Below are 25,452 nucleotides of genomic sequence, written 5' to 3' on the forward strand. Positions count from 1 at the left end.
GCAGATTATCTGAGCTTTTATAGTTAGGGTAATACGGTAGCAACCGTTATATTGCAAGGTGATGATAGTCACCTAGTGAGATATTTATTGTGAAATAAATATAAAATAGAGTGGTAACGCGTATATAACGCCTCTATATGGGTATATAAGCCTATATAGAGGCTTTTTTTAGTTAGTAGTTGAGTTAAAAGTCTATAAGTTAGTAACTATAAATTTTTAGCTTTAAGTTACAAAAATAGGAGGAAGAAAAATGACAAAAAAACCGTATTATATAACTACGCCAATTTATTATCCATCAACTAAGTTACACATTGGTAACACTTATACAACAGTGGCAGCAGATGCTTTAGCTAGATTTAAAAGATTAAATGGATATGATGTAATGTTCTTAACAGGAACTGATGAGCATGGTCAAAAAATTCAAAGAATAGCTGAAGAAAAAGGAATAACTCCAAAAGAGCATGTTGATGAAATAGTTGCTGGTATTAAAGAACTATGGAGCATGATGGATATTAGCTATGATAAGTTTATAAGAACAACTGATGACTATCATAAGGCAACTGTTCAAAAAATATTTAAGCAATTATATGATCAAGGAGATATATATAAATCTTCATATGAAGGATTATACTGTACTCCATGTGAATCTTTCTGGACTGAAACTCAATTAGTAAATGGAAATTGTCCAGACTGTGGAAGACCAGTTGAAAAATCAAAGGAAGAAGCTTATTTCTTTAGAATGAGTAAATATGCTGATAGATTAATGGAGTATATTGAAGCTCATCCAGAATTTATTCAACCAGAATCAAGAAAGAATGAAATGGTTAATAACTTCTTAAAACCAGGATTACAAGATCTTTGTGTATCAAGAACTAGCTTTAACTGGGGAGTTCCTGTAACATTTGATGAAGGTCATGTAGTTTATGTTTGGATAGATGCATTATCAAACTACATATCTGCATTAGGATACGGAAGTGATAATGATGAATTATACAAGAAATATTGGCCTGCAGATGTTCATTTAATAGGTAAGGATATATTAAGATTCCATACTATTTACTGGCCAATTATGTTAATGGCATTAGGTCAAGAGTTACCAAAGCAAGTATTTGGTCATGGATGGTTACTTGTTGATGGTGGAAAGATGTCAAAATCAAAAGGAAATGTTGTTGATCCAGTAGTTTTAGTAGATAAATTTGGTGTTGATGCAGTTAGATACTATTTATTAAGAGAAATTCCTTTTGGAGCAGATGGATTATTTAATAATGAAATATTCATAAAGAAGATTAATTCAGATCTTTGTAATGACCTTGGTAACTTATTATCAAGAACAGTAGCAATGATTGAAAAGTACTTTGGTGGAGTAATACCAGCACCAACTGCTAAAGAAGATATTGATAATGAATTAATAGGTTTAGCTTTAGAAACTCCAGTTAAGGTAACAAAAGCAATAGATGATTTAAGAATTCCAGAAGCATTAGAAAATATATTTGAGCTTATAGGAAGAGCAAATAAATATATTGATGAAACAACTCCTTGGATACTTGCTAAGGATGAAGAAAAGAAAGAAAGATTAGGTACAGTTTTATATAACTTAGCTGAAAGCTTAAGATTTGCATCTGTATTATTATCAGCATTCTTACCAAGCACAAGTGAAAAAATTAATGCTCAATTAAATATAACTACAACATCTTGGGATTCATTAGCTGGATTTGATGGAACAACTCCGGGAACTGAAGTTAAAAAAGGTGAAGCTTTATTCCCAAGAATAGATGTAGCTAAGACTTTAGAAGAGTTAGAAGCTATGAGATTAGCTCAATTAGAAGCTAATAAGCCAAAAGAAGAGTATAAAATGCAACCAATTAAAGAAGAAATAACTATTGAGGATTTTGAAAAAATAGATTTAAGAGTAGTTAAAGTATTAGAATGTGAACCAGTTAAAAAGGCTAAAAAATTATTAAAATTAAAAGTTGATTTAAATGGAGAAGAAAGACAGGTTATTTCAGGAATAGCAATGCATTATAAACCTGAAGAATTAGTAGGTAAATATGTAGTTTTAGTTGCTAACTTAAAGCCTGTTACTCTAAGAGGAGAATTATCACAAGGAATGATTTTAGCTGCAGCTACAGATGATGATAGCGTATTAAAGCTAGTAAATCCAGGAGAGTTACCAACAGGAAGCGTTGTTAGGTAGTTAGCAAGTAATAAGTGACAAATGACAAGTGGCAAGTTAAGGAATAAATTCGCCTTAGGGCGACTTTAGAAAATATAAAAAAGTCAGCTATGCTGACTTTTTTACTATAACTTAAAACTTGTCACTGATTAAAGGGGGAATTTAATGAATATTATTATAGGTAATGCATGGCCTTATGCAAATGGGCCATTACATTTAGGTAGAATTGCAGTTTTATTACCAGGAGATATTTTAGCAAGATATCATAGGATGATGGGAGATGATGTTGTTTTTCTTTCAGGAACTGACTGTCATGGTACTCCGGTTACTATGAAGGCACAGGAGGAGGGAATTACACCTTTAGAAGCTGTAGAAAAATATCATGCTGAGTTTCAAAGATGTTTTAAATTATTGGGTTTTTCCTTTGATATTTTTGATAAAACTCACTCTGATTATCATAAAGAGAAGGTAAAAGAATTTATCTTAGAGCTATATAAAAAAGGATATATATATGAAAAAGTAATAGAACAAACTTTTTGTGAAAATTGCAATGAATACTTATCTGATAGATATATTATAGGCATATGTCCTAAATGTGGAGAAGAAGCTACCGGTGATGGCTGTGAAAATTGTAATGGAGAATTTGACTCTAGTGAATTAATAGATATGAGATGCAAAAGTTGTAACTCTAAGCCTACATTAAAAGAAACAAAACATCTATTTTTCACATTATCTAAGTTTGAAAATGATGTTAAAAGATTATATATAAGACAGTATGGATGGAGAGAAAATGCACAAAAAATATTAAAAAGATATTTAGATGAAGGATTAAGGGACAGAGCTGTAACTAGAGATTTTAATTGGGGTGTAGATGTTCCATTAAATGGATATGAAGATAAAAAAATATTCGTTTGGATTGAAGCTGTTATGGGATATTTAACAGCTAGTATGAAATGTCTAGAAGAGCGTGGAGAAGATTATAAGGAGTACTGGGAAGGAGAAGATTCAAGAATTTATTTTATTCATGGAAAAGACAATATTCCCTTTCATACTGTAATATTTCCAGCTATACTTGCAGGACTTGGTATAAAAAATCCAAATTTACGTATAATATCGAGTGAACATTTAAAGTTAGAAGGAAAATCATTTTCTACTGTTAAAAATTGGGCTTTGTGGGCAGATTATGTTTGTAATAAATATAATGTTGATAGTTTTAGATATTACTTAACTTTAAATTCCCCTGAAGATAAAGATACTGATTTTATTTGGAGGGAATATATAAATATACACAATAATGATTTGGTTAATGAATTAGCAAGTTTTATAAATAAGGTATTAGTTTTTTCAAGAAAAAATTATTCTAATAGGATACCAAGTGGAAAAATGGACCAAAATTTAAAAAATGATATATTAAATTTATATTTTAATCTTGGGGATAAAATAGAAGAAGGACGCTTTCATGAGAGTTTAATTGATATAATGAATTTATGTAAAAAGGGAAATAAGTATTTTGAAAGTAATAAGGTTTGGAATTTATTAAGTAAAGATCCTTCAAAATGTAAAGAGGTTATATATAATTGTATTCAGATAATAGTTAATTTATCTAATTTATTATATCCATTTATGCCTAACACGTGTGACAAGATAAAGATTTCTCTAAATTTAGGTGAGGGAATTTGGAGTTTTACAGAAAAAAAAGAAGGCGTAATTAGAGAGTGTAGTATTTTATTCAATAAAATTGATAAAAAAAGAGCTACTGAGGAAGTAATTAGATTAAAAGAAAAGAAAATTTAGAAAAAAAAACCTAGAGTCATTTCATTTGGGGGACGAATAACTCTAGGAAACCAATTTAAAAAGTAACTTCTTAACCACAACATAGGGTTGAAGCCCTGTTTAAAAGATGGTTTTAGGGGTAAATAATAATGCTTTAACTACTTTACAAGTATTATAATAAACCTTAATTGTGTCAGTTAGGTGTCAAAAATCTGAAGAAAATCTTAACAATATATTTCCAAATTATAATTTCATTTATAAAATTAAAATAAAAAGCTCAGCATAGTCTGAGTTTTTTTCTTTAATTTGTTATAATAAAAAAAAGAAAATTTATTTTATAAAAAGGAGAAAAGATAATGGAATTCAAATATGAAATTTTTGATACTCATTCACACTATGATGATGAAGCTTTTGACGAAGATAGAGAAGCTGTTTTTGAACAAATAAAAAGTGAAGGGGTAATTGGAATATTAAATTGTGCATGTTCTAAAAAAAGTTTGAAAACTACAAATGAATTAACTTTAAAGCATGATTTTATTTATGGAGCACTTGGAATTCATCCTAGTGATGCAAATGATTATGATGAAAGTGTTAAGAAGGAAATAATTAATTTATATAATAGTAATAAAAAAATTATAGCTATAGGTGAAATAGGATTAGATTACTATTGGGATGAAAATCCAGATAAAGAAGTTCAAAAAAGGGTATTTAGAGAGCAAATGAGTTTAGCAGAAGAATTAGGATTACCAGTAGTAATTCATGATAGAGATGCCCATAAGGATACATTAGAAATAATGAAGGAATTTCCAAATGTTAGAGGAACAGTACATTGTTTTTCTGGAAGTGTAGAGTTCGCTAGAGAGTGTGTAAAATTAGGGTATTACATAGGAATTACTGGAGTAGTTACATTTAAGAATGCAAAGAAAATTTGTGATGTTGTAAGAGAAATTCCACTTGAAAGATTATTAGTAGAAACTGATTGCCCATATATGGCTCCTTATCCAAATAGAGGAAAAAGGAATAAATCAGATTATATTAGATATATAATAGAAAAAATAGCCGAGATAAAAGAAATTAGCTCAAAAGAGGTAAATTTGGCTGTAAATAACAATTTCCATAGCTTGATTCGTAATGGGAAATAAAGTAAAATTAATATTATCAATTGTAAAAAAATAGAAAAAACTTTCAGTCTATATCGACCAAACTTTAAACTGTAAAAAAACGCCATTATTTTTTTATTTCAATTAATATTTATATAATGCATAGAAATGCATTTTAGGCAGTTTCATTAAATCAAGAGTGGAAAATTTGACAAAAATAAGAATTGTTTATATAATTCAATGGTCACTCTTGCCAGGGGAGGTTAAATGTAGATGATTGAAAAATGGAAAGAAAATTTAAAAAACAATTTTTCTAATAGTCCTAAGGCAAAAATAATGGTAGGTGTTGTCGGAGTATTAATAATAGCATTAACGATAACATTTACATGCATAAGAAAAGACATAGTAATAAATATAGACGGAAAAGAAAAAGCAATTATAACATATAAAGGGACTGTTAAAGATGTACTTGAGGAAAATGGGATAGAAATAGCTCATAAGGATAAAGTACAACCAGCTTTAAATGAAAAGATATCATCAAAAGATGTTATTACAATTAAAAAGGCTGTAGAAGTAGAAATGGTAGTTGGTAACAAAACAATTGTTATAAAAACTGCTGAAGATACTGTGGAAGATATGATAGAAGCTGAAAAAGATGAACTAAGAGCTGAAGGAGTTGAATTTGTTGAGGGAGTTGATGAAATAACACCTTCACTAGATACTAAAATATCAGATAGTCTTACAATTCAATTAGTTAAAGTTGAAGTATTAAATGAGGTTGCTGTAGAAAGTATTGACTATGAAACAATAGTCGAGGAAGATGAAAACTTAGACATTAATACAGAAGATGTAAGACAAGCTGGTGAGGCAGGAGAAAAGGAAATAACTTATAAAGTTATTAAGAAAGATGGCGTTGAAGTATCTAGAGAAATAGTTCAATCTAAGGTTACAAAGGAACCTGTAAATGAAATTATAGCTCAAGGAACTAGAAGAGTATTTGCTAGTAGAGATGGTGAAATGGAATATAGAGATTTAATCTATTGTGAATCTACTGCTTATGCAGGAGATACAATTACTGCGACAGGAACAGTGCCAGTTTACAATCCTGGTGGAATAAGTACAATAGCAGTTGATCCAAGAGTGATACCATTAGGTTCGTTAGTTTACGTAGAGAATTACGGGAAAGCAATTGCGGCAGATACAGGTGGGCTTATAAAAGGAAATATTATAGATGTATTCCTTAATTCAGAATCAGATTGTATATCATGGGGAAGAAAATATAACGTACCAGTATATATTTTAGCTTATCCAGGAGAATGGTAAAGTAAAAAGGCAATATCAAAACTTTAATGTTTTGATATTGCCTTTTAGTTTTAGGAAATACTAGTTAAAACTCTAGAGGAAATTTATATATTATAAGGATTTAAAAGAGGTTTATATAAATCTAATATTTGGGGTTAATATAAGATATTAATTTAAAACTAGTAACTTATAACTAATTAAAGGTTTGACATAATAGAAATATGGGGATAAATTAATAAGAGATAATAGAGGAAAGGAAGAGAAGGCTTTTGATTAAAGAGGTTATAGTTGTTGAAGGAAAAGATGATGTAGCTGCGGTTAAAAAAGCAGTTGATGCGGAAATGATAGCTGTTGGTGGATTTGGAATAAATGCAAAAGTTATTTCAAGAATAAAAGAAGCACAAAAAAGAAAAGGTGTTATAGTTTTAACTGATCCAGATTTTGCTGGTGAGAAAATAAGAAAAATAATAGCGAAGAGAGTGCCAGGAATAAAGCATGCATATATTGCTCAAGAAGATGGAATTAAAGATGATGATATAGGTGTAGAAAATGCTACACCAGAAGTTATAATAGAAGCTTTAAATAGAGCCAAGGTTACTGTTGAAGTAAAGGAAAAGACATTTGATGTGCAAGATATGTTTTTCTTTAGATTAAATGGAGATCCAAATGCAAAAGAAAGAAGAATAAAGCTTGGAAATAAACTAGGTATTGGTTATGGAAATGCAAATCAAATGTTATCTAGATTAAATAATTATGGTATTACAAAAGAGGAATTTATAGAAGCTATTAATTATGTTGATAAAGAATTAGAAGGGAAGAAATAGATGGATATAAAAGATGTAAAAACAGCTGAGTTAGTTAAGAAATATAATTTTAAATTTTCAAAAAGCTTGGGACAAAACTTTTTAGTTGATGATTCTGTTCCTAGAGATATAGTTTCAGGTGCAGATGTTAATAAGGAAGATTTAGCTATAGAGATAGGACCAGGTGTTGGAACATTAACTGCTCAATTATTAAAAACAGCTAAGAGAGTAGTTGCAATAGAGCTAGATAATGATTTAATTCCTATATTAGAACAAGAATTAGGAGATAATCCTAATTTTACTCTTATACATAATGATGCTTTAAAAGTAGATTTTAATGAAATTATAGGTGATGAGAAGAGCGTAAAATTAGTGGCAAACTTACCTTATTATGTGACAACACCTATAATAGTTAAATTACTTAAAGAAGGATATAATTTTAAATCATTAACAATAATGATTCAAAAAGAGGTTGCAGAAAGAATGAATGCAGAGCCAGGTAATAAAGATTATGGAGCATTATCTTTATTAGTTCAATATTATTGTAATACTAGTATAGTAAGAAGAGTTCCACCTAATTGTTTTATTCCTAGACCTAAAGTTGACTCAATTGTCATCAGACTTGATAAGTTAGATTCACCAAGAGTTAAGGTTGATAATGAAAAGTTATTCTTTGATATAATAAGAAATTCTTTTAATATGAGAAGAAAAACTTTATGGAATGGGGTTAAGAGCATAGGACCAGCTAAGGAAAAGCTTGAAGAAGCATTTGAAAAAGCAGGAGTTGATCCTAAGAGAAGGGGAGAAACTTTATCTATTGAAGAGTTCGCAACCCTATCTAATTGTATTAACGAAATTTTATAATTTGATTAATTGAAGAAAATTCCACCATTAAAATTAATAACATATTTCAATATATAGAACATATAATATATGGAATTAATATAAAGTGGGGGTTCTAGAGAATGGCAAGTAATAATAGGTTGTATAGAAACTTCGTAATATTACAGGAGGATGAACGTGGGTACTCAAATTCCAGTGATAAAACATTATCTGGATATTCTAAGATAGAAGCAAAAGGAGATAAATGTAAAATATCTTTTTATGCCCAAAATCTTAAAAAAGATAATGAAAACTATTATATGATGATTATTTGCTGTAAGAAAGATATGAAGCAAATAGTTAACTTAGGACCAATAGAAATAACTGATACAGGTAAAGCTGAAGCAACAAAAGAATATAATGTATCAAATATTGGTGGCTTAGATATACAATTTGATAAAATATCTGGTACAGCTATAGCAAAATTCAAAGATGGAATACCTATATTTGTAATGTGTGGTTTTTTAAATGGACAACAGCCATCTGAAAATTGGAAGAATTATACTATAGTTAAAGCGAAGGAAGTTAGATTAAGAGCAACTGAAAAAGTTGCAGAAAAAGAACATAAAAAAGAACCAAGAAAGCCAGAACTTAAGGTGGAAAAATCTAAAGATAAAGCTATAGAAAATCATGTAGTAGAAGCTAAAGTTAATGAAGATATAATTCTAGAAAAGACTGAAAGAATTGAGGAAGAAAAAGAAGAAGCTGCTAAAGAAGAAATTAAAGAAGTTGTTGAAGAGGTAGTTGAAGTAAAAGAGGTTCAAGAAGTTGAGAATGTTGAAGAAGCTAGAAGGAGATATTTTCAAAGAGAAAATTTAAGAGGAAAATTTGAAGACTATGAAGATGAAATAGAGGCTAGTAAGGAGTTTGATCCTGTTAGCGGTAAGATAAGAGGCAGTATAGGAGAATATTTTGAATCAATAGTAGAAGGATTTGATAGAGATTACGATAGTATAGATGAATTAAAATATACGAAGTGGTATAAAATACCTGTACATGATTTACATGAGATGTGCAATATGTCAAATTATAATAAGTATACATTAGCTTATTATCCAATGTTGAATTACTATCCTTATATAAAGAAGTATGGATATTTTATGCTTGGATATAAGTGTGATTCTCAAGGAAATCTAAAACATATAATTTATGCAATTCCAGGGAAAAAGGATAAGGATGAACAACCTTATGATGGAAGAACTGGCTTTGTTACATGGGTTAGTTTAAATGGTAAAGATAGGGACGGATGTTGGTTAATGTTTTATGATTTTAAAAATTCTACTGTTGTTGTTCCAATGCAATAGTATGAGGTTAGACAAAAAAACATATATTTAACTAAGGGAAAATATAAGATAATAGAGAAAGTAAATTGCCAATATTGGAATAAAGTATTATAATTATCTTTATTAGGAGAAGCATAAGCTTCTCCTATTATTTTAGTATAAAAGTAAAAGGAGAAACGAATGTTAAGAGTATTAAAAAGGCATATCTTATTAGGATTTTTAATAATAGGTATATTGAATTTCTCTGGATGTACAGCAATAGAAAGTATAGAGAAAAAGTTAGGCTTAAAAAATGATTATTTTAATTATTTAAATTCAAATGATGTAGAGCAAATAAGTATACAGAGCACTAGGGATCCATCATTTAAGTTTATAGTAACTGATGAAAGTGCAATTAAGGAAATGTCTAATTTATTATCAAAGGCAAAAATAAGTGAAAATAAGTCAACTTTAGAACCTGATTATAAGTTTGAGTTTGATTTAGGCGATGAAGTAAAAGAGTTTTATTATGTTGTAGGAACTGATGAAGGAAATTTTTATAATGATGAAAATATATTTTCAGTTTCAAATAGGTTAGATGAGGGAATTATAAAAAATCTTTCATTTATAAGAAAGCCTAGAGACTTTGATTATATATATTATCAATCTATTTTAGATGTATTACAAACGGCTAGTAAAAATAGTGATATTAATAATTATAAAGTTGGTATTAACATAAAGGGAGATGTGGATTGCTTAAAATATGTGTTTTCTACTGATTTAAATAAATTCATAGAAAAGGCACAGCAAATTATATCAAATGTAGAATTAGTAAATAATAATGATAGTGATTTTGATGTTGTAGTTACTGTAAAAAATAGAGGATATGATAGTACTAATTTTAAAACATTAATTACAGTAACTAATAAGAAGGAAAATACAGAAAGCAAATATTATGTTGTTGCAGTTAATGAGTTTAAAGAGTGGAATATAGATATTTTAGAAAGTAAACCTGATAATTGGTAAAATAAAAAAATTTTCAACTTACATAACATATTAGAATTTTGTAAATAATAATATTGAAGTTTGTTAAAGGGGTTGAAGTTATGAATGCATCTGTAGATAAAGATACTTGTATTGGATGTGGATTATGTCCATCAATATGTCCAGAAGTTTTTGAAATGGATGATGATGGTAAAGCAGTAGCGAAAACTAATCCTGTGCCAGGTGGAAATGAAGATGATGCAAGAGATGCAGAATCAAGTTGTCCAGTAAATGCAATAAGTCTAGATTAAAAAAATATACCATATAGCATTAAGCTATATGGTATATTTTTTATGAAACAACTCTTCATAAATTATGAGTTGTAAGTTCAGTTATCTAAGTCAAAGATTTATAATCATACTTATGTTAATGATATATTTGATTTTAATGTTTTAATTAATTGTTCTATAGGTAAAAATGCTAATAATGCTAAGCATATTAATAGCTCACCACCTACTGCAAATCCATTTACTGCTAGGGAGTATATTATAGGAGACATTCCTGCTGGTGCATATGAACCAAAGAATATTACTCCAGAAATAAAGTGACATGCAAATCGTAGGAGCATTCCTAATGTAGCACCCAAATACTTATTTTTAAAGAATCCTGCAACTCCAACAGCCATAAAAGGTAAAGGATAATCAAATAAAACTTGAATTGGATTCAGTATATATGGATCAATAATTAACTTAAGTATTCCAAATAGAAATCCAGTAAATAAACCTATTGATGGCCCGTAAATAAATGAAATTAATAGTATTGGAATCATACTTCCTAATGAAATGCTTCCACCACCATTTGGTAATGTATAAACTTTTAACATATCCAAAATGAAGGCAAGTGCAATAGCTAGTCCTATTCTAGCCACTAATTTTGAATCAAACTTTAATGATTTAAACTTTATAAAAGCAATTAGTAAAATTGCACAACCTATTAAGGTGATTAGTGTAAGTGGGCTGCTAAAAAGTGTTTTGAAATTTTCTCCTAGTGTTGCTAGAAAATTTGACATAAAAAAAATACCTCCTTATTTTGCGTAAGAGGGTACCTTAGCATGAGAATATAAAACTCTATGATGGCTTTCCTACGCTGGAATTATCCAGATCAGGTTAAAAGGGTTGATGAAAATTCATCTCTCAGCCTTGGGGCACCCCTAGCAACTTAAATATAATTTAATTTTAGGCAAAGATTTACAAAAAGTCAACGCTTTTATTTACCATTTGGCAAGGTTTATAATTTGTATTTGAAGAATTATTATATAAGTTAGACAAACTTATGTTACTACCTATTGGCATAAGTGTTTCAAAAGAAGTTAAAGGCATTGTTATAATAGAATCATCTTCTAATAAAATAAAAGCATCATTGCCAGTATAATCTAGTATCATTCCTTTCATATTTAACACCGTCCTAAATAAGTTTATATTAGTTTACACATAAATAATAATAAAAATACATCCAAGAAAATTCTTGGATGTATTTTTTATAAATAAAGATCTTTATAAACGATTTGAAAGACTTTTAATGATTCTTCTATTTTATGTTTAAGTAATTTTTTTCTATTAGCAAATTCAACTTCGCCTAGTGGAGTTAGAGAATAAAATTTTTGAAATTTCTTCTTAGGATCATCCCATTGACCAATAACTAAGCCTTCTTTTTCTAGTTTTTTTAATAATGGATATATTCCACCAGTACTAGGTGTCCATAATCCATTAGTTCTTTCAGAAACCTTAGTAGAAATTTCATTACCATTTGTTGGGCCGGATTTTAATATATGAAGAACATAAATAGGTAATAATCCTTTTGTAAATACTTGACCAACTGCTTCTTTTTCTTTTTGAACTTTTTTTAGTTCTGCAAGTTTGGCTTTATATTCATCATATAATCTTTTTTCTTCAGCCTTTAAATCTTCAATATTGTTAAAATCAAAATCACTCATAGATTATTTAACCATTTTTACAGAAAAGCCTATTAATCCAGGACCACCATGAATACCAAGAGCAGGACTTATTTCTGCTATTTTTATAGATACTACATTTGTTAAATCTTTAAGTGAATTCATATATTTAATAGCCTCATCCTCGCAACCAGCGTGTAAAACAGCAACTTCACATTTACCTTTAGCTAAGTATCCTTTTAATAATTCAGTCATTTTTGATAAAGATTGTTTTCTTCCTCTTACTTTTGCAACGTTATAATAAACACCATCTTCATCTGTAGTTATTATAGGTTTAAGATTTAGTAATTCACCAACAGTTCCAGCAAGTCTACCAATTCTTCCGCCTTTTTTTAAATATTCTAATGTATTAATAGTAAAGTATCCAATAACTCTTTTTCTTATTTCTGGTATTTCTTTAATTATTTCTTCATAACTTTTACCTTCTTTTATAAGTTTAGCAACTTCTAAAACTATTTCTCCTTGAGGATAAGCTAGTATTTTTGAGTCATAAACAAAAGAAGTAAGTTTTGGGTGATCTTCTAAAGCTAATCTTAGGGCATTAAAGCTTCCAGAAAGACCACTAGAAATTGAAATACAAATTACATGAGTATAGCCTTCTTGTTCTAATTTATTTAAAATATCTTCAGTTTCTTGAGCACTTGGTAAAGAAGTTTTAGGAACTTCTTTTTCTAAATTATCATATACCTCTTGAGGTGAAATATCTATTCTATCTCTATAATCACCATTAGAATAAATTATTCTAAGTGGTAATAAATTTATATTATTTTCTTTTAATGTATTTAAATCAAGGTCACATGCACTGTCAGTTATTAAAGCAATTTTTTGCATAAAAAATCCTCCGAAAGTCTAATTTTATAAACTTAGTATATCATATGAGATAATATTATCAATAGTGATAAAGAAAAAACATTATCACTATTGATAATGTTTTTTTATTCAAATTTTATCAAAAATTTGAAGGAGAATAGAAGTTCAAAATAGAATTAATACTATATATTGTATTTCATACATAGAATATACAATATATAGTGTGAATTTGTAGGAGGCGGTTATTTTGCTATATGTAGTAAAACGAGATGGAAGAGAGGTTGAATTTGATAGTAATAAAATTATTAATGCAATAAAAAAGGCAAGTGACGAAGTTGGAGAACAATTAAGAGAAGATCAAATATTAGAATGTATACAAAGGATTATTAAATATATTGAAGTTGCACAAAAAGAAAAAGTATCAGTAGAAGAAGTACAAAATTTAGTTGAAAAAGCTCTAATTGATAGTAACCATAAAAATATTCAAGGAGCATATTCTTCTTATAGAAGAGAAAGAACTAGAATTAGAGGAATTAAGTCAGATTTAATGAAAGCAATTGAAAAAATAGGAATAGAAACTGATAGGGATAATGCTAATGTTGGAAACAATTTTAGTGCTAAGTTATTAAGAATAGCTTCAGAGTCTAATAAATGGCATAATCTTTATAATATGCCTAAGTATTTAGCAAAAGCTCATGAAGTGGGTGAAGTTTATTTTCATGACCTAGATTCTTATAATTTAAGTATAAATTGTCTTCATATACCTACAGGAGAGATATTAAAAAGGGGATTTAATACTGGATATGGAACAATAAAGCCACCTAAACGTATAGAAACAGCTGCAGAATTATCTTGTATATTACTTCAGTCTACGCAAAATGATATGTTTGGTGGACAATCTCATCCAGATTTTGACAATGATATGGCTGAATTTATTGAGCCAACAAGAATAGAGATAAGGGAAGAATTAATTTCTTATGGAATTCAAGGTGAAAAGCTAGAAAAAATAGTAGAAGAAAAATTAAAATCACGAGTGCACCAAGCTATGCAAGGAATTGTATATAATTTAAACACTATGCATTCACGTGCAGGCTCCCAAGTACCTTTTTCTTCTATAAATTTAGGTATACCAAATTCTAAAGATGCAGCCTTAGTATGTGAGATATTTTTAAAAGAATATGAAAAAGGATTAGGAAAAGGTGAACAACCAATATTCCCTAATATAATTTTTAGAGTGAAAAAGGGAGTAAATAGAGAAGTAGAAGATCCTTATTACTATTTATATAAATTAGCTTGTGAGGTAGCATCAAAAAGAATGAATCCTACATTTATGAATATAGATGCGGATTTTAATAAGGAATATTATGATCAAGGATATATTCCAGCAACAATGGGATGCAGAACATATTTAATGAAAAATGTTAATGGTGAACCGGGGTGCAAAGGAAGAGGAAATATAGCACCAGTAACTATTAATCTACCTCGTATAGGAATAGAAGCAAATAAAGATATAGATAAGTTCTTTGAGATATTAGAAAAAAGATTAGTGTTAGCCAAAGATGCTTTACTTCATAGATATAGTGTGCTTAAAAATTTAAGAGTTAAAGATTTACCTTTTGTAGCAGGACAGGGACTTATGAAAGGTTCTGAAGGACTAAAAGCTGAAGACTCAATTGAACCAATACTTAAACAAGGAACCTGGGTAATTGGATTTATTGGATTGGCAGAAACATTATATTCTTTATTGGGATGTCATCATGGGGAATCACAAGAAGCTAGGGAGTTAGGACTAAGAATAGTTGGTTTCATAAGAGAGTATGTAGATAGGCTAATAGAGGAAACTAAGCTTAATTGGAGTTGCTATGCAACACCGGCAGAAGGATTATCAGGAAAATTTATAAAACATGATAAAAAGATATTTGGAATAATAAAAGGAGTAACAGATAAGGAGTATTATACAAATAGTTTCCACATACCTGTAAATTATAGTATATCAATAAAAGATAAAATTGATATAGAAGCACCTTATCATAAACTTTGCAATGCAGGGCATATTTCATATATAGAAGTAGATGACTCACCTTCGCCAGAGAATATAATGGATATAATAAATTATGCATATAAACACACTAATATAAGCTATATAGGGGTAAACTTTCATATTAGGTATTGTAAAGATTGTGGAGAAAATTTATTAAGTAATGAAAGTAAATGTCCTAAGTGTAATAGTAGAGATATACAAGGAATTTCAAGAGTAACTGGATATTTGAGTCTTGACGAAAGATTTGGACCAGGAAAGTATGAAGAGAGAATTGATAGAAAATCTCATACTGGAAGTTATAAAAATAATTATGAAATATCATAGATAGCTGTAAAGCCTTCATATAAGTTATAGTGATATAACTTATATGAGGGTTTACTATATAAAATGAAGGAAAAGTAAAAATAGTTGCAAAATTTGAAAGTATAATAGGAATAAGTGTAATTATAGCCTATTAAAATGAATTGAAAAATAAAAAACTTGCAATTTTTAGAAAAAAATATTGGTTTTTTATTGAGAAATTATTATAAATATGATATTATGGTAAAAAAAGGTATAGATAAAATGGAGAGGTACACACATTTACCTCTATTTTTTATAAATCAAATTATAAAAACATTTTAAAAAAGATATACAAAAATAAAGGGGGCAAAAAAATGGCTATTAAAAATGTCAATGGCGACAGAAAAATCTATATAGTCGATACGACTCTTAGAGATGGGGAGCAAACTGCAGGAGTTGTTTTTGCAAATGAGGAAAAACTAATTATTGCAGATATGTTAAGTGAACTTGGGGTTGACCAACTAGAAGTAGGAATTCCTACTATGGGTGGAGATGAAAAAGAAGCAATTAAGCAAATTGTAAAAAGAAATAATGGTAGAAAAAGTATAATGGCTTGGAATAGAGCTGTTATTAGTGATATTGAAGAGTCTATAGATTGCGGAGTGGATGCAGTAGCAATTTCAGTATCAGTATCTGATATTCATATTAAGCATAAGCTTAAGACATCAAGAGAATGGGTATTAGAGAATATGATTAAATCAGTTGAATTTGCAAAGAAAAAAGGTTTATATGTATCAGTAAATGGAGAAGATGCTTCAAGGGCTGATAATGAATTCTTAATAGAATTTATTAATGAAGCTAAAAAAGCAGGAGCTGATAGATTTAGATATTGTGATACAGTTGGAATAATGGAGCCATTTTCTATAAGAAAAAATATTGAAGAATTATATAAAAGAACAGGCTTTGATATAGAAATGCATACTCATAATGATTTTGGAATGGCTACAGCAAATGCTATTGCAGGAATATTGGGTGGTGCAAGTCATGTTGGCGTAACTGTAAATGGACTTGGAGAAAGAGCAGGAAATGCTGCATTAGAAGAGGTATTAATGGCTCTTATATATGTTTATGGATATGAAGCTGATGTAAATACAAAGATGTTTAGGGAAGTTTCAGAGTATGTTGCACAAGCAGCTGGAAGAGAACTTCCTATTTGGAAAGCTATTGTTGGAGATAATATGTTTGCTCATGAGTCAGGAATACATGCTGATGGAGCAATAAAGAATCCAAAAAATTATGAGGCCTTTGATCCAGATGTTATTGGATTACAAAGACAAATTGTTATAGGAAAGCATTCAGGTAAAGCTGGGATAATAAATAAATTTAAGGAATACAATATTGAATTAAATGATGAAGAGGCTAAGGGAATACTAGAAATGGTAAGAGCTGCTTCTGTTAGATTAAAGAGAACACTATTTGATAAGGAGTTAGTTAAACTTTATCAAGAGTACAAGAGATTAAATGAAGAAAATGATAAGGAGAATTAAAGATGATAAAATTATTTTCAAATGGCGTTTATCTTATTAATAATAAAGATATAGTAGAAGATTGTAATGAAATTAATTCAATATTGAAAAATAAAATTGGAGACAATTATCCAAGCAAAGAAGAAGCTGAAAAAAATACTATTGCTTATAATATATTAAAAGAGCATAATACATCAGAAAATATGGACAAACTAAAAATAAAATTTGATAAATTAGCATCTCATGATATTACTTTCGTAGGAATAATTCAAACGGCAAGAGCATCAGGGTTAGAAAAATTCCCGGTTCCATATGCTTTAACAAATTGTCATAATAGCTTATGTGCAGTTGGAGGAACAATAAACGAAGATGACCATATGTTTGGACTTTCATGTGCAAAGAAGTATGGAGGAATATATGTACCACCACATCAAGCAGTAATTCATCAATTTGCTAGAGAAATGTTAGCAGGTTGTGGGAAAATGATATTAGGTTCTGATAGTCATACTCGTTATGGTGCTTTAGGAACTATGGCAATTGGAGAAGGTGGACCTGAAATAGTTAAACAATTATTATGCAAAACTTATGATATAAATAGACCAGAGGTAGTAGGTGTATATTTAACAGGTTCACCGCAAAAAGGAGTTGGGCCACAAGATGTTGCTCTAGCTATAATTGGAGCTGTTTTTGCAAATGGGTATGTTAATAATAAAGTTATGGAATTTGTAGGTGATGGAGTTGATAATTTAAGTGCTGATTTTAGAATTGGTATTGATGTTATGACTACAGAAACAACATGTTTATCATCTATATGGAAAACTGATAATAAGATAAAAGAATTTTATGATATTCATGGAAGGGTAGATGAATATAAGGAATTAAATCCAGGAAGTGTAGCATACTATGATGGAATGATTTATGTTGATTTAGCTAAAGTTAAATCAATGATAGCTATGCCATTCCATCCAAGTAATGTTTATAGTATAGAAGAATTAAATTCAAATCTAAATGATATATTAGCTGATGTTGAAAAGAAGGCTGGAATTAGTTTAGACAATAAAGTTAGATTTACATTAAGAGATAAAATTCATAATGGTAAGCTTTATGTTGAACAAGGTGTAATCGCAGGATGTGCAGGTGGAGGATTTGAAAATATATGCGATGCAGCAGATATTTTAAGGGGCACTTCAATAGGTAGTGATGAGTTTTCATTAAGTGTTTATCCAGCCTCTCAACCAGTATTTATGGAACTTGTTAAAAATGGTAGAATTGCAGATATTATGGCTACAGGGGCAACTGTGCGTACAGCATTTTGTGGACCTTGCTTTGGAGCTGGAGATGTTCCAGCTAATAATGGGTTAAGTATACGTCACTCAACAAGAAACTTCCCTAATAGAGAAGGATCAAAGATAACTAATGGACAAATTGCATCAGTTGCATTAATGGATGCTAGATCTATTGCGGCCACAGCGGCTAATAAAGGGTATTTAATAGCTGCAACTGATATAGATGTTAATTTTACAAAACCAAAATATTATTTTGATAAATCTATATATGAAAATCGTGTTTATGATGGAGTAGGAAAAGCAGATCCATCAGTAGAAATTAAATTTGGACCTAATATAGTGGATTGGCCTAAAATGTCAGCTTTAACTGATAATTTATTATTAAAAGTAGTTTCTGTAATTCATGATCCAGTTACTACAACTGATGAACTTATTCCATCAGGAGAAACTTCATCATATCGTTCTAATCCATTAGGTTTAGCTGAATTTACTTTATCACGTAAAGATCCAGCATATGTTGGAAGAGCTAAGGAGATTCAAAAAGCTGAAAAAGCAAGAATAGCAAATGAATCACCAATTGATGCTGTTAATGAATTAGACCCTATATTTACTTCAATTAAAGAAGTATTTACTGATGTTAATAATAAAAATACAGGAATAGGAAGTACTATTTATGCTGTTAAACCTGGTGATGGATCAGCACGTGAACAAGCTGCATCATGTCAAAAAGTATTAGGGGGATGGGCTAATATAGCTAAAGAGTATGCTACAAAAAGATATCGTTCTAATTTAATAAATTGGGGTATGCTACCATTTGTCCTTGAGGAAGAGCTATGTTTTGACAATGGAGACTATTTGTTTGTACCTAATATAATAGAATCAATTAAAGAAAAGAAGACTTCTATAAAGGCATATGTAGTTAATAAATCAATGAAAGAATTTGAGTTAAAATTAGGTGAACTTACAGATGATGAAAGAGAAATCATATTAAAGGGATGCTTAATTAATTATTATAAAGCATAAAGTTATAATGCTTTTGGAGGGTTGTTAAAAATGAGTAAAACTGTGAGGTTAGCAGGAATAGCTTATGAAAGTTTAGTAAATGGACCTGGAATGAGAAGGGTGTTTTTTGCACAAGGATGTAAACATAAGTGTAAAGGTTGCTTTAATCCAGAAACACATAGTTTTGAAGATGGTGAAATTATGGATATGGATAAATTAATAAAGGATGTTTTAGATAATCCTATATTAAAAGGAGTAACATTCAGTGGAGGTGATCCAATAGAGCAGGCTCACAGTTTTGCTTATATGGCAAAAGCATTTAAGAATTCTAATTTAAATATATGGTGCTATACAGGATATACATTTGAAAAACTTTTAGAAGTAATGAAAGTAGATACGGCAATAAGTGAGCTTTTAAATAATATAGATGTATTAGTAGATGGAAGATTCCAAATAAATAATAAAGAGGAAGGACTAAGGTTTAGAGGATCAACTAATCAAAGAATAATTAATGTGAAAGAAAGTCTTAACCAAAATAAAGTAGTAATAATGAACTTGTAATAGCGTAAAAAGCTAGATAATATGGGAACTATATAGTTTATATGGAATTATTATATAAGTATATATCTTTTGAATTAAGATAAACATATTATTGTAAAATAAATATTTATCTTAGGAGGAATGAAAGATGTCATCAAATAATAGTAACGGTAATAGAAATTTAGTTCCAGAAGCTAAGCAAGGGTTAAACAGATTAAAAAATGAAGTTGCATCTGAAGTTGGATTACAAAATTATGAAAATATAAATAAAGGTGATCTTACTTCAAAACAAAATGGTAGTGTTGGTGGCGAAATGGTTAAGAGAATGGTTGAAAGCTACGAACAAAGTATAAAATAATAAAAATTATATAGCATACAACAAAAAGGAAATTATATTATTAATTTCCTTTTTTGTTATCATATATTTTATTAACATTTATATGTAAAAAAAAGCGCTTACGCGCTTTTTTAATAATGGGGGGATGGGAACCTGTGTATTACAGGTTTTATATTTACATTATAATTATGTACATAATCTTAAACTTCTATTCAGATAAATATAAAAAAATTAAAAATAATTTTAATCAAATAAATAAAGAGCTAGCAATAGTATTTTTGCTAGCTCTTTTGAAAGTTTTAGAAATCAGATTGACCAGTAGTTCTTGGGAATGGTATAACGTCTCTGATATTTGACATACCAGTGATGTACATTATTAATCTTTCGAATCCTAAACCAAATCCAGCGTGTTTAGTTTCTCCGTATTTTCTAAGTTCTAAATACCACCAGTAATCTTCTTCTTTAAGCCCTAATTCAGCCATTCTAGCTTTTAAAACGTCAAGTCTTTCTTCTCTTTGGCTACCACCGATGATTTCACCTATACCAGGAACTAAGCAGTCAGTTGCTGCAACAGTCTTTCCATCATCATTAAGTCTCATATAGAATGCCTTAATATCTTTTGGATAGTCAGTAACGAATACAGGTCTCTTAAATATTTCTTCAGTTAAATATCTTTCATGTTCAGTTTGAAGGTCAATTCCCCATTCAACTGGATATTCGAATGTCTTACCACAGTTCTTTAACATTTCAACTGCTTCAGTATAAGTAACTTTTCCAAAATCAGAAGTTACAATATGATTTAATTTATCTAATAAACCTTTTTCAACGAATTGGTTGAAGAATGCCATTTCTTCTGGACATTCATCCATAACGTATTTAATTACGTATTTTAACATTGCTTCTGCTAATTCCATATCATCTTGTAAATCAGCAAATGCTATTTCAGGTTCAACCATCCAGAATTCAGCAGCGTGTCTAGCTGTGTTTGAGTTTTCAGCTCTGAAAGTTGGACCAAAAGTATAAACATTTCTAAATGCTAAAGCAAATGTTTCTGCGTTTAATTGACCAGAAACTGTAAGGTTAGTTTCTTTACCAAAGAAATCTTCTTTGTAATTAACCATTCCGTCTTCAGTTCTTGGAACATTATCAAAGTCTAAAGTAGTAACTTTAAACATTTCACCAGCACCTTCACAGTCACTTCCAGTTAGTATTGGTGTATTTGTATATACAAAGCCTTGATCTTGGAAGAACTTATGAATAGCATAAGCAGCTACAGAACGAACTCTAAATACTGCTGAAAAAGCGTTACTTCTTGGTCTTAAGTGAGCAATTGTTCTTAAGTATTCGAATGTATGTCTTTTCTTTTGTAGTGGATAGTCAGAGTCTGACATCCCTTCAATAATAACTTCTTTTGCTTGAATTTCAAATGGTTGTTTAGCCTCTGGTGTTGGAACTAGAGTACCAACAACTTTTATTGATGAGCTAATTGGTAATTTAGAAATATCCTTAAAGTTTTCTAATTTGTTATCAAAAACAACTTGAATATTTTTGAAGAAAGAACCATCATTTACTTCTATAAACCCAAATGCATTAGAAGCTCTTAAAGTTCTTATCCATCCTGAAATTGTAATTTCTTTAGATAAATACTCATCAGTGTTTCTATAAAGTGATTTTACTAAAACTACGTTTTTCATAATAACCTCCTGCTAAAAAATATTTTTTATTATCAAATTTAAATAAAAACAATAAAAAAACCCTTCATCCCATATAAATGGGACGAAAGGAATTACTTACGTGGTACCACCCAAATTGCCTAATAAAAAGGCCACTTAGTAAATTAATAACGACATTTAGCCGTCTAAGCCTACTTAAGTGAGACTCCAAATTTAAATTTGGTTAGTCGAGTTTACATCTTGCCCATAGGAAAAGATGAATCCTTTTTCACTTGTTCAGTTAGAAACTCAGAGATGTTCTTCACAGTTGATATCGTATAAGGCTTACACCGTCCCTTACTCGCTAAAACTACCTTCAAAAGTTACTCTTCTCGTCATAGTCAGTAAAAATTTGTGATTTTATTAATACGATTTTACAACACTTTGCTAACATTTGCAACTCAATTTCATAATATATATTTAAAGAATGTTTTTGGGAGGAAATAATGGCTAAAAAAGATTTCTTGCAACAAAAATATTGTGAAATTAATCAATTGAAAAATTTGTTGCAAACATATCCTAAAGAGTATTGTGAAACAATAATTAAGGTAATGGAAAAGGTTTTTGATGAAATAACAGAATACTTAGATGAGGAAACTAGTAAGTTAAAAACTGCAGTAAAAAAAGTACAACATCAAAGAGTATTTACAGTAGATGAGTTAGCTAAATACAATGGGAAAAATGGGAATTTAGCTTATGTAGTTATTAATGGAACTGTATATGATGTTACATCTATGAGACATTGGATTGATGGAAGTCATTATGGATTAAGTGCAGGAAGAGATTTAACAGAATACTTTGAAACCTGCCATAAGGATGAAAAAGATATATTGAAAAAACTACGAATTGTTGGAACAATAATGGAATAATATTGCGCACCACATGGAAGCGAAAAAATGAAATATTTATTTTCCGGTAATGGTGAAATTTTCACCTAGAATTTATATAATTGATTCCGTAAAGTTGGCTAAAGCTTTTAAACTCGCTGTTAGCTCAAACAGTAAAAACTTCTTAACGCCAACTTTATTCCATCAATTATTAAATTCTACGGCTTAATTTCAATGATACCTCCAAATAAATATTTCATTTTTTTCTTTTACATGTGTTTGCTTATAACATGCTACTTTATAGTTAATGTTTTGTGCTACAAATTTTTCTTATATTAAAGTTAATTTGTATATTAATATTCTTAGTTTATTTAAAAATATATATTTAGAAGTTAACAATTTATTATATAAAATATAGCAGAAGTCGTTAACTCTTAAGGTGGTTACACAGGAAATTGTATCCTTTAGCTTAAAAGCTAGTGATAGAGAAAAATTAATGATATTATTGGAATGAATATTGTAATTAAGTTTTAGAATTTAATTGTTTTTGGAGGAAAAAGTCCGTTAAGAAGCTGAGGTAAACGATAGTGAACTTCGAAGCTTTAGGACTTTTTCTGGAAAAAATAATATAAATTCTTAACGAAAATTACACTAATTCCTGGAGGTAATATCATTAATTTTCGGCATCACGGCACTTAAGCTTTAACAAACAATTTAGTTATAAGTTTATTCTTTTCCGGTTTCGTAAGATGATGTAATGGCTGCTGGAAAGTTTAGCATAGTACAATCTTTAACTATTCTTTTAAATTCGTATTCTAAATATCTAAATGTAACATTAACCTCTCCATTTTCTTCAATTTCAATTATTGCATATGTGGGATTAGGTTTTCCTATTTTTGGTTTTCCAACACTACCAACGTTAATTAGCAGTTTATTTCCATATTTTTTTGCACAAGGTATATGAGTGTGAGCACATACTAAAACATCATCCTCTAATTGATTCATAACTTCTATTGTGTTAGCTGCATCTTCGAATAAATAATCATTAATTGCATTAGGACTTCCATGAGTAAATAGAAAATTTACTCCGTTAAATGTATAGTTAAGTGAAGTTGGTAATGAATCTAAGAAGTATTTGTTTGCAATTCTAACTTCGTTAGTTGCCCAAGGTAATGCAAATGAGTTTATTGCTGTGTTTCTAATATAGGTATAGTCACCATCTACTACTGATGCATCATAGTTACCTTTTATACATGGAATTTCTCGTCTTTTAATTAGTGCTACAACTTCATTTGGATGAGGGCCATATCCAACTAAATCGCCTAAGCAAATTATTTTATCAACTTTTTGTTCATCGATATCTTCAAGAGTTTTCATTAGTGCATAAATATTTCCGTGAATATCTGATATAACTGCTACTTTCATTTTACTATCCTCCAAGTATTCAAAATTAGACTATTTATATTATTATTACTAAAAAATAGAGATAAATTTTATAAAATAATTATATCATTATAAATAAAAAAAACGATAAAAGTAGCAAATTAAATTATGGATAATATGAAAATTTTAAGTTATTATAAAGACTATAAGATGAAATAATATATGGAGGTGTTACATATGAAAGATTCTAGGGTTAAGAAAGTATTAATAAAAATGGAGGAAAATAAAATTCCACAATTAATAGTTACTTCAGCGGAGTCTATATTTTATTTAACAGGAAAGATGATTCGTTCTGGTGAAAGATTAATAGCTTTATATTTGGATTCTAAAGGCAATCATAAATTTATAGTAAATAAGTTATTTCCTATACATGAGGATTTAGGTGTAGAAATAGTTTGGTATGATGATATAGAAAATCCAATAGATAGGTTGGCTAGTATAGTGAAAAAAGATGAAGTATTAGGAGTGGATAAGAATTTACCAGCACACTTCTTAATAGATCTTATGGGAAGAAATGTTGTAAAAGCTTTTGTTAATTCATCACCTATTATAGATACTTTAAGAATGATAAAGGATGACGAAGAAATCCAAATAATGAAGGAATCATCAAGAATAAATGATGCTGTTATGTTAAAGCTTTGGAAGAACTTAAAGGCAGGTTTTTCTGAAAAGTATTATGCAAATCTTTTATCTGAGATTTATGAAGAAGAAGGTGCTTCAGGATTTTCGTTTTCACCAATAATAGCAACAAGTCCTAATGGTGCTGATCCACATCATGGAACAGGTAAAGATAAAATAAAAGTTGGAGATAGTGTAGTTTTAGATATTGGAGGAAAATATAAAAATTACTGCTCAGATATGACTAGAACTGTATTTATAGGCAAAGAGCCAAGTAAAGAACATGCTGAAGTTTATAATATAGTAAAGAGCGCAAATGAAAAAGCAATTTCTATAATTAAAGAAGGGGTTAAATTCTCTGATATTGATAAGGCGGCTAGAAATTTAATTACTGATGCTGGATATGGAGAGTATTTTACTCATAGAACAGGACATAGTATAGGTATTGAATGTCATGACTTTGGAAATGTTAGTTCTGTTAATGATGATGAAGTTAAAGCTGGTATGATATTCTCTGTTGAACCGGGAATTTACTTAAAGGATAATATAGGGGTTAGAATTGAAGACTTAGTTCTTGTAACTAAGGATGGATGTGAAGTATTAAACTCTGTTACTAAGGAAATCACAGTATTATAATCTTAGAATAATGAAAAATGAATAGTATAAATTTAGGGATTTTGAGTTTTTTATAAAATATAAACACGGTAGCTATCTTAAAAACATATACTATAATTGCGA

The 25,452-nt window shown here is 29.2% G+C and carries 22 protein-coding genes, 1 riboswitch and 2 other annotated features (1 of these 25 only partly in view); of the genes, 16 read left to right on the forward strand and 6 right to left on the reverse strand.

What is annotated here, in order from left to right; all coding sequences use genetic code 11:
• Window positions 1-138: a binding site (T-box leader), on the forward strand (it extends 99 nt beyond the left edge of the window).
• A gap of 112 nt (window positions 139-250) precedes the next feature.
• The 9 genes from metG (EJJ37_RS05315) to EJJ37_RS05355 all read left to right on the forward strand — a co-directional run bounded on the left by metG (EJJ37_RS05315) (window position 251) and on the right by EJJ37_RS05355 (window position 10,590).
• Complete coding sequence (gene metG, locus EJJ37_RS05315; RefSeq protein WP_133014563.1) at window positions 251-2,194, forward strand: methionine--tRNA ligase; 1,944 nt, start codon at window positions 251-253, stop codon at window positions 2,192-2,194.
• 144 nt (window positions 2,195-2,338) lie between these two features.
• Entirely contained in the window at window positions 2,339-3,967 is a 1,629-nt protein-coding gene (metG, locus tag EJJ37_RS05320; protein ID WP_133014564.1) for a methionine--tRNA ligase, read from the forward strand.
• A 335-nt stretch (window positions 3,968-4,302) separates the two neighbouring features.
• On the forward strand, window positions 4,303-5,088 hold the full coding sequence (locus EJJ37_RS05325; protein ID WP_133014565.1) for a TatD family hydrolase: 786 nt from the start codon (window positions 4,303-4,305) through the stop codon (window positions 5,086-5,088).
• Window positions 5,089-5,319: 231 nt separating this feature from the next.
• Window positions 5,320-6,369: a G5 and 3D domain-containing protein gene (locus tag EJJ37_RS05330; RefSeq protein ID WP_133014566.1), complete on the forward strand. Its 1,050-nt coding sequence runs from the start codon at window positions 5,320-5,322 to the stop codon at window positions 6,367-6,369.
• Between the two features lie 248 nt (window positions 6,370-6,617).
• Window positions 6,618-7,172: a ribonuclease M5 gene (rnmV, locus tag EJJ37_RS05335; RefSeq protein WP_133014567.1), complete on the forward strand. Its 555-nt coding sequence runs from the start codon at window positions 6,618-6,620 to the stop codon at window positions 7,170-7,172.
• Window positions 7,173-8,015, forward strand: a complete 843-nt coding sequence (rsmA, locus tag EJJ37_RS05340) for a 16S rRNA (adenine(1518)-N(6)/adenine(1519)-N(6))-dimethyltransferase RsmA (RefSeq protein WP_133014568.1) — start codon at window positions 7,173-7,175, stop codon at window positions 8,013-8,015.
• Window positions 8,016-8,116: 101 nt separating this feature from the next.
• Window positions 8,117-9,337, forward strand: a complete 1,221-nt coding sequence (locus tag EJJ37_RS05345; RefSeq protein WP_133014569.1) for a DUF7922 domain-containing protein — start codon at window positions 8,117-8,119, stop codon at window positions 9,335-9,337.
• A 159-nt stretch (window positions 9,338-9,496) separates the two neighbouring features.
• A complete protein-coding gene (locus EJJ37_RS05350) occupies window positions 9,497-10,321 on the forward strand; it encodes a YhfM domain-containing protein (RefSeq protein WP_133014570.1) in 825 nt (274 codons plus the stop codon).
• An 80-nt stretch (window positions 10,322-10,401) separates the two neighbouring features.
• Complete coding sequence (locus tag EJJ37_RS05355; RefSeq protein ID WP_133014571.1) at window positions 10,402-10,590, forward strand: ferredoxin; 189 nt, start codon at window positions 10,402-10,404, stop codon at window positions 10,588-10,590.
• Between the two features lie 110 nt (window positions 10,591-10,700).
• Here the strand turns inward: EJJ37_RS05355 and thiT are convergent, their stop codons facing one another.
• The 4 genes from thiT to EJJ37_RS05375 all read right to left on the reverse strand — a co-directional run bounded on the left by thiT (window position 10,701) and on the right by EJJ37_RS05375 (window position 13,121).
• Window positions 10,701-11,348 (reverse strand): energy-coupled thiamine transporter ThiT, encoded by a 648-nt coding sequence (gene thiT, locus EJJ37_RS05360; RefSeq protein WP_133014572.1) that lies wholly within the window; start codon window positions 11,346-11,348, stop codon window positions 10,701-10,703.
• Window positions 11,349-11,400: 52 nt separating this feature from the next.
• A riboswitch (TPP riboswitch) is annotated at window positions 11,401-11,501 on the reverse strand.
• Between the two features lie 25 nt (window positions 11,502-11,526).
• Window positions 11,527-11,730 carry a hypothetical protein gene (locus tag EJJ37_RS05365; protein ID WP_133014573.1) on the reverse strand — a complete coding sequence of 68 codons (204 nt, stop codon included), beginning with the start codon at window positions 11,728-11,730 and terminating at the stop codon, window positions 11,527-11,529.
• An 86-nt stretch (window positions 11,731-11,816) separates the two neighbouring features.
• Entirely contained in the window at window positions 11,817-12,272 is a 456-nt protein-coding gene (locus tag EJJ37_RS05370; RefSeq protein ID WP_133014574.1) for a PadR family transcriptional regulator, read from the reverse strand.
• Window positions 12,273-12,275: 3 nt separating this feature from the next.
• The gene (locus tag EJJ37_RS05375) at window positions 12,276-13,121 is read right to left on the reverse strand and encodes a DegV family protein (RefSeq protein WP_133014575.1); all 846 of its coding nucleotides are present in this window, start codon (window positions 13,119-13,121) and stop codon (window positions 12,276-12,278) included.
• 226 nt (window positions 13,122-13,347) lie between these two features.
• Here EJJ37_RS05375 and nrdD point away from each other — a divergent pair, with 226 nt between their 5' ends.
• From nrdD to EJJ37_RS05400, 5 genes are all read left to right on the forward strand, one after another.
• On the forward strand, window positions 13,348-15,465 hold the full coding sequence (nrdD, locus tag EJJ37_RS05380) for an anaerobic ribonucleoside-triphosphate reductase (protein ID WP_133014576.1): 2,118 nt from the start codon (window positions 13,348-13,350) through the stop codon (window positions 15,463-15,465).
• 332 nt (window positions 15,466-15,797) lie between these two features.
• On the forward strand, window positions 15,798-16,970 hold the full coding sequence (nifV, locus tag EJJ37_RS05385) for a homocitrate synthase (RefSeq protein WP_133014577.1): 1,173 nt from the start codon (window positions 15,798-15,800) through the stop codon (window positions 16,968-16,970).
• A gap of 2 nt (window positions 16,971-16,972) precedes the next feature.
• On the forward strand, window positions 16,973-19,258 hold the full coding sequence (locus tag EJJ37_RS05390; protein ID WP_133014578.1) for a hydratase: 2,286 nt from the start codon (window positions 16,973-16,975) through the stop codon (window positions 19,256-19,258).
• 30 nt (window positions 19,259-19,288) lie between these two features.
• Window positions 19,289-19,798, forward strand: a complete 510-nt coding sequence (gene nrdG, locus EJJ37_RS05395) for an anaerobic ribonucleoside-triphosphate reductase activating protein (RefSeq protein WP_133014579.1) — start codon at window positions 19,289-19,291, stop codon at window positions 19,796-19,798.
• Between the two features lie 127 nt (window positions 19,799-19,925).
• Window positions 19,926-20,135, forward strand: coding sequence for an alpha/beta-type small acid-soluble spore protein (locus tag EJJ37_RS05400; protein WP_133014580.1), 210 nt, complete (start codon window positions 19,926-19,928; stop codon window positions 20,133-20,135).
• Window positions 20,136-20,413: 278 nt separating this feature from the next.
• Here EJJ37_RS05400 and asnS read toward each other — a convergent pair whose 3' ends face one another.
• The gene (gene asnS / locus EJJ37_RS05405) at window positions 20,414-21,808 is read right to left on the reverse strand and encodes an asparagine--tRNA ligase (RefSeq protein WP_133014581.1); all 1,395 of its coding nucleotides are present in this window, start codon (window positions 21,806-21,808) and stop codon (window positions 20,414-20,416) included.
• A gap of 75 nt (window positions 21,809-21,883) precedes the next feature.
• Window positions 21,884-22,174, reverse strand: a binding site (T-box leader).
• A gap of 98 nt (window positions 22,175-22,272) precedes the next feature.
• Between asnS and EJJ37_RS05410 the strand changes: the two genes are divergently transcribed.
• A complete protein-coding gene (locus EJJ37_RS05410; protein ID WP_133014582.1) occupies window positions 22,273-22,695 on the forward strand; it encodes a cytochrome b5 domain-containing protein in 423 nt (140 codons plus the stop codon).
• 684 nt (window positions 22,696-23,379) lie between these two features.
• Here EJJ37_RS05410 and EJJ37_RS05415 read toward each other — a convergent pair.
• Window positions 23,380-24,078 (reverse strand): metallophosphoesterase family protein, encoded by a 699-nt coding sequence (locus tag EJJ37_RS05415; protein WP_133014583.1) that lies wholly within the window; start codon window positions 24,076-24,078, stop codon window positions 23,380-23,382.
• Window positions 24,079-24,273: 195 nt separating this feature from the next.
• On the opposite strand from EJJ37_RS05415, the gene EJJ37_RS05420 reads away from it, so the two are divergent.
• Complete coding sequence (locus tag EJJ37_RS05420) at window positions 24,274-25,350, forward strand: M24 family metallopeptidase (protein WP_133014584.1); 1,077 nt, start codon at window positions 24,274-24,276, stop codon at window positions 25,348-25,350.
• Window positions 25,351-25,452 lie beyond the last annotated feature (102 nt).

The sequence above is a fragment of the Clostridium cuniculi genome (assembly GCF_004353185.1).
Lineage (GTDB): Bacteria > Bacillota > Clostridia > Clostridiales > Clostridiaceae > Clostridium > Clostridium cuniculi.